The organism is Saccharopolyspora sp. 6V (assembly GCF_020176785.1).
GTDB classification, from domain to species: Bacteria; Actinomycetota; Actinomycetes; order Mycobacteriales; family Pseudonocardiaceae; genus Saccharopolyspora_C; species Saccharopolyspora_C gregorii.
In genome coordinates this window covers 1-5,285 of record NZ_JAIUKB010000215.1, presented here as the reverse complement: position 1 = coordinate 5,285, position 5,285 = coordinate 1, and the positions used below count along the sequence as shown (strand labels likewise).

At 69.5% G+C, this 5,285-nt stretch carries 5 protein-coding genes and 1 CRISPR repeat array; of the genes, 4 read left to right on the top strand and 1 reads right to left on the bottom strand.

Translation table 11 applies throughout. The features are described 5' to 3' along the window. The 3 genes from LCD35_RS29410 to LCD35_RS29400 all read left to right on the top strand — a co-directional run. The coding region (locus tag LCD35_RS29410; protein WP_225045301.1) for a bifunctional DNA primase/polymerase at nucleotides 1-778 on the top strand (778 nt) is incomplete at its 5' end. Nucleotides 779-858: 80 nt separating this feature from the next. Next, complete coding sequence (locus LCD35_RS29405) at nucleotides 859-1,311, top strand: single-stranded DNA-binding protein (protein ID WP_225045300.1); 453 nt, start codon at nucleotides 859-861, stop codon at nucleotides 1,309-1,311. A 101-nt stretch (nucleotides 1,312-1,412) separates the two neighbouring features. Next, nucleotides 1,413-2,168: direct repeats of the CRISPR family, unit length 29 nt; unit sequence CGGACCACCTCCACGTGCGTGGAGAGCAC. A 431-nt stretch (nucleotides 2,169-2,599) separates the two neighbouring features. Then, nucleotides 2,600-3,016, top strand: coding sequence for a hypothetical protein (locus tag LCD35_RS29400; RefSeq protein ID WP_225045299.1), 417 nt, complete (start codon nucleotides 2,600-2,602; stop codon nucleotides 3,014-3,016). On the opposite strand, the gene LCD35_RS29395 is transcribed toward LCD35_RS29400, so the two are convergent. After that, nucleotides 3,013-3,462 carry a hypothetical protein gene (locus tag LCD35_RS29395; protein ID WP_225045298.1) on the bottom strand — a complete coding sequence of 150 codons (450 nt, stop codon included), beginning with the start codon at nucleotides 3,460-3,462 and terminating at the stop codon, nucleotides 3,013-3,015. The two genes, LCD35_RS29400 and LCD35_RS29395, sit on opposite strands and share 4 nt — an antisense overlap. Nucleotides 3,463-4,372: 910 nt before the next feature. Here LCD35_RS29395 and LCD35_RS29390 point away from each other — a divergent pair. After that, entirely contained in the window at nucleotides 4,373-5,215 is an 843-nt protein-coding gene (locus LCD35_RS29390; protein WP_225045297.1) for a hypothetical protein, read from the top strand. The last annotated feature ends 70 nt before the right edge of the window (nucleotides 5,216-5,285 follow it).

The window sequence follows — 5,285 nt, the reverse complement described above, 5'->3', positions numbered from 1 at the left end:
CATCAAGAAGTGGGAACAGCGGCCGACAACCGACGAAGCGCAGATCCATGCTTGGTGGCCCGACAACTCCAGGAAAAACATCGGCATCGCCTGCGGCCCGTCACGACTGCTGGTCCTCGACCTGGACGACGCGAAAGGCGCCCCTGCCCCTGCCCGGTGGGCCGGGGCGCGCGACGGTGCCGACGTACTCGCCCGCCTGGCGCACGAGGCCGGTGAGCCGTTTCCCGCCGAGACCTACACGGTGGCCACGCCACACGGACAGCACCTGTACTTCCACGCACCCCGAGAACCGGTACTGCGCTGCTCGACCGGCCGGCTCGGCTGGCGCATCGACACCCGCGGCGAAGGCGGCTTCGTCGTCGCACCCGGCTCGATCCGCCCCGACGGCAGCTACCGGGTGCAGCGCGACGGGCCGATCGCAGCGTTGCCCCGGTGGCTGCACGACGCGCTCGCGCCTGCTGCGCGTTCCGGCGCACCAGCGCCCGTCGAGCCCGCACGGATGAGCCGGTACGTGGCGGCAGCCCTCACCGCCGAGTGCGACGCGGTCGCGGCCGCCGTCCCCGGAACCCGGCACACCACGCTGCTGCACGCCGCGATCTCCCTTGGCACCCTCGCCGGCGCCGGAGCACTCGACGTCGACGACGCCCGCAACGCGCTGCACAGCGCCGCCGCCGGGCACCGCGCCGACTTCCCCACCCACGAAGTGCACCGCACGGTCGAGGACGGACTCGCTTACGGCATCCAACGCCCCCGAGCCCTGCTGCCACGCACCGCCTGACCAAGGCACCCACCGGCTTACCCGCACTCCCGAATGAGCGATCCTTGCACGTCCCTTTTCCCGATCCCTAGGAGGACACCATGGCCGGCGAAACCCCGACCACCATCGTGGGCAACCTGACCGCTGACCCCGAACTGCGCTACACCCAGTCCGGCACCCCGGTCACGAACTTCACCGTCGCCTCCACCCCGCGAACCTTCGACCGTGAGACCGGGCAGTGGACCGACGGCGAGGCCCTGTTCCTGCGCTGCACCCTCTGGCGCCAACCCGCCGAGAACGTCTCCGAGACCCTGACCCGCGGGGCGCGGGTGCTGGTGCAGGGCCGGTTGCGGCAACGCTCCTTCCAGACCAAGGAAGGCGAGAAGCGCACCACCATCGAACTCGACGTCGACGAGATCGGGCCGAGCCTGCGCTTCGCCACCGCCGCGGTCACCAAGGCCAGCCGCAGCACCAACGGCTTCAGCCCCACCGGATCCGACGACCCGTGGAACACGTCCACACCGCACCAGCAAGGCGCCGAAGCACCGTTCTGAACCACCCCGCTCGGGGATCAGCACATGCGCTGACCCCCGAGCCGATGTCAGCACGTGCATGGAGAACACAACTCGCCGAGCCCGTCCGTGCCGACATCGAGCGGACCATCTCCGCGCGTCTGGAGAGCACCGGGGACCGCGCGCGTCGCACGCGGCCGGACCACCTCCACGCGTGTGGAGAGCACGCGCAGGTGGTGTTCCGCCGGGTCGAGATGAGCGGACCACCTCCACCGTGCGTGGAGAGCACCTGCAACGCGCACTCGGCTGGCTCGCGGCCACCGGACCACCTCCGCGTACGTGGAGAGCACGTCGGTCGGACGGGTGTTGGTGGTGTAGCGGACGGACCACCTCCACGTGCGTGGAGAGCACGTCTGCGGGTTTGGCTCCACCCCCTGCCCCGGCGGACCACCTCCACGTGCGTGGAGAGCACACCGGGGGGACGGGATTCCTCTCCCGTCCCCCCGGACCACCTCCACGTGCGTGGAGAGCACTGGTATGACGACCGGATGCGGACCGCGGCGTACGGACCACCTCCACGTGCGTGGAGAGCACCGTGCGCCTGGTGGTGTTTCTGCTGGCCAGAACGGACCACCTCCACGTGCGTGGAGAGCACTACGTCGTCACCGATCACATCGGCGGCAGGCGCGGACCACCTCCACGTGCGTGGAGAGCACTACGCGGAGTGGTTCGGCGACTGGCACGGCCACGGACCACCTCCACGTGCGTGGAGAGCACTGGGCGTCTCAGCGGCCGGGGATCAGGACGTACGGACCACCTCCACGTGCGTGGAGAGCACGCCGCCGCGACCAGGTTGTTCAAGAACACCGACGGACCACCTCCACGTGCGTGGAGAGCACCGTTCGCGAACTGGGGTTTTAGGAACGCCGTTGCACGTTTTCGAAGGGACGCATGCCGCGACGGTAACGCACCGCCGCGTCAACTCGTCCCTTACGCCCTGCGCCGACCATCCTGATGTCGGCGCGCACTGACTTCACCCGGGCTCTTCAGCCCAGACGTCCACCAGTTCCTCGACCAAGAGTCTGGAGCGCCGCGGCTCTACACCGAGGCGCCATTCACGCAGTCGCTGGTGGCGTCGCCACCCGATCGCCCCGGCTCGATATCCGTCTCCGAATCTCGCGGGCGCCGGCCGGACAAGCCGTTGCCAAGGAGCGCCATGCACAGGAGCAGGACCACCCTCTGCCGCGCATCGCGGACCAACCGATTCCCCCGTTCCGACGCGCACCGCAATTTCAGCGCCCGCGTCGGAGGTCCGCGTTACCCTCCCGACATGCGGTTCCACTTCTACATCGTGATCTTGCGGTGCAGCGGTGCGTCCGGGATCGGTGTGCTGCTGGGGTGTGCGATCGCGAGCTTGTTCGGGCTCCTGCTCGGACGGATCTCGCTGACTCACGAATGGCTGCTGGCTTCGCCGGTCCTGGCGTTGCTCGGTGCGGTCTTCGGACTGGTCACCGCGAGGCTCACCCGCCTGTGGCTGGTTCCCCACATCGACCGCCGCAGGCAGCTGTTCACGATCATCGGTGCCGCGGCGCTGCCCCTTGCGATCGGCGGTCTCAACCAGACCGCGCACGCAGGTCCGCTGGCTGTGGGGATGGTTCTGCTTTGCGCTGTGGTGCTGGTGTGGCTGTGGTTCCGCGGCTTCCAGCGTGAGCTCGCGCTCGTGCGCCAGTACCGGTGGGGCCGCTAGAACTGCGCGCTCGCCGACACGAATTGTGCTTCGACCGCGGGGTCGTGTCCTGCGCGCGCGGCTGCGAGGATGCGCCGGGTCTCCTTGACCGAGCCGATCTCCAGCAGGTCTGAGACCTGCTCGACGGTCCGGCCGCCGACCTCGTGGATCCGCAGTGCCGCCTGGGCCTGTCGATCATGTGAGGCGGCGGTGACCGTCCGAAGGTCCGCGCGGACGCCGTCGATCTTGCGCTGCAACACGATGATCTTCTCCTCCGCGGTCCGTTCCGCGGCGGCGATGTCCTCGCCTGCTTCCACGAACTCGGCCAAGGCACCTTCGACTTCCTGCTCGCGGCGGCGTTGCTCGGCGAGCTGGTCGAGGTTGCGGCGCCGCGCCGCCTCCAGCCGTTCGCTGATCTTGGTGGACCGGCGGCGACGCCTGCCGGCCCCTCGGGTGTCTTCGGTCATCACGGCCTTCCCTTCTCGACGGTGTTCGGCAGCGCTGGTGTTGCCAGGCTAAGAACGGTGTCGAGCAAGGTGCCCGGTTCTGCCGGAGCGGGCACGCCGACGCCGAGAGCGCGCCACGACGGCGGGGCGAGCAACTCGGGGAAGTGGTTGAGGTGGGCAGGGTGCGCAAGCCCCGAAGGGCTTACCGCCGGAGCGGCTCGGTCAAAAACGCACCCTGCCCGGCACCGGGCATGGGAGGGACTCGCCTGACCACGCGCGCAGTGCCGGGTCAGGCTACCGCGCATACCTCGTGGATGGGCACAGCGAGCTTCGCTGCAACGTTTCGCGTGCAGAACGCGGGTCGTGGCGCTGCCTGACGGCGATAGCCTGCGTTGCCGTCTCACCTGGGCCTGCTCCCCTTTTTTCGCTGGAAGGCAGCGGAGGGTAGCCCTCCACCGGGGCGCGTCAAGTCGCAGGGAAAAACTTTTTGGGCGGTGACCCCTAGCCCCACCCAAAAACTTTTCCCCTCAACGCGACTGGACCCACCCCGGCTCCGGGCAGAATTGAAGCTGCCAGCGAAAAAAGAAGAGCAGGGGCGGGCTACGCCCTCAAAGACTGCGGCCCTGGTAAACCTGCCTTACGGCGACACCTTGGCATTCCGTCCTCCCGCCCGCACGGACCGTCTTTGCAGTTCAGAGGCATGATCAACGGGTCACTATTCACCCGAAATGACCAGCACGAGAAGCACTTTTCTTCTGGATATACTGCGGGCTTTCTTGGTATGATTATTGCGTTAGGCAGCCAGGAAGGTCAAACCTGGCAGACTTTCACAGTAGGGACTCACATCATGCGTATTACCGGTGTTATTCCTGTTCCGTGCCTGCTTTCTGCGGTATCGGAATGCTTGGACAACCGCGACTATCGCGGGGCGGTGGAGCTGTTCGCGTCGCTGCGCCCGTCCGATCGGGAGCTTGCCGCGCTGCTGGAGTGCGCGCGGACGTTGCAGCGCCCGACGCGGGTGGCGCGGCCTCGGTTCGAAGCGCTGGCCAAGCGAGCCGCCGCGCACGGCGACGTGCGGGCGGTGGTCGAGGCGTGCACCCCGGCCGAGTGGGACCAGCATCGCCCGGCCGCCACCGTGCACCCCGTCGAGCAGCGCGCGCCGCACTGGTCCGAGGACACCCGCCACGAAGCGCCGCGTGACCTGGCGACGCGACGAGTTCTGCGACGGCTGCCCGCCCCGCACGCCGAGAGCCGCGCCGCCGAGCGCGCGCACAACCTGGTGGAGGCCTACGCCGCGACCCGGCTCAACGTCGACGACGACGCGCCCGCCCAACCCGTGCAGGGCGAAGCCGTCTCGGTCCGGCCGGACTCGCCGACCGTCTACGCGTCCGGCCTGGACTACGACGACGCGGCCAAGCACCCGGCGCGCGGCCGGTGCCTGGTGTGCAACGTGGAGCCGTCCGAATCCGACCGCCGCACGCGGGACGGGCTGTGCGAGGACTGCCGGGAACGCGGCCGCCCCGGGCTGGACGAGCTTCCCGCCACCGCCTCCCGCGCCGACCGCATCCGCGCGGTGTGCGCCTACCGGTTCGCCCACGACCCGCACCCGCTGCGCGCGCTGCGCGCCGAGTGGTCCCGGTACTCCCGCGACGACGATCGCCGCATCGTCGAAGACTGGGTGAGCCGCAACCTGCCGACCGCGCCGGTGGCCGCGCTGCCCGCTCTGCGCCGGGCCGCCGACACCGGCCGCTACCGGGCGCGCGCCGCCGCGTGACCGCGCCCGGGGGTGCCCTCGCCACGGCCGAGGGCACCCCCGGCAACACAACAGACCACCGCCACAACCC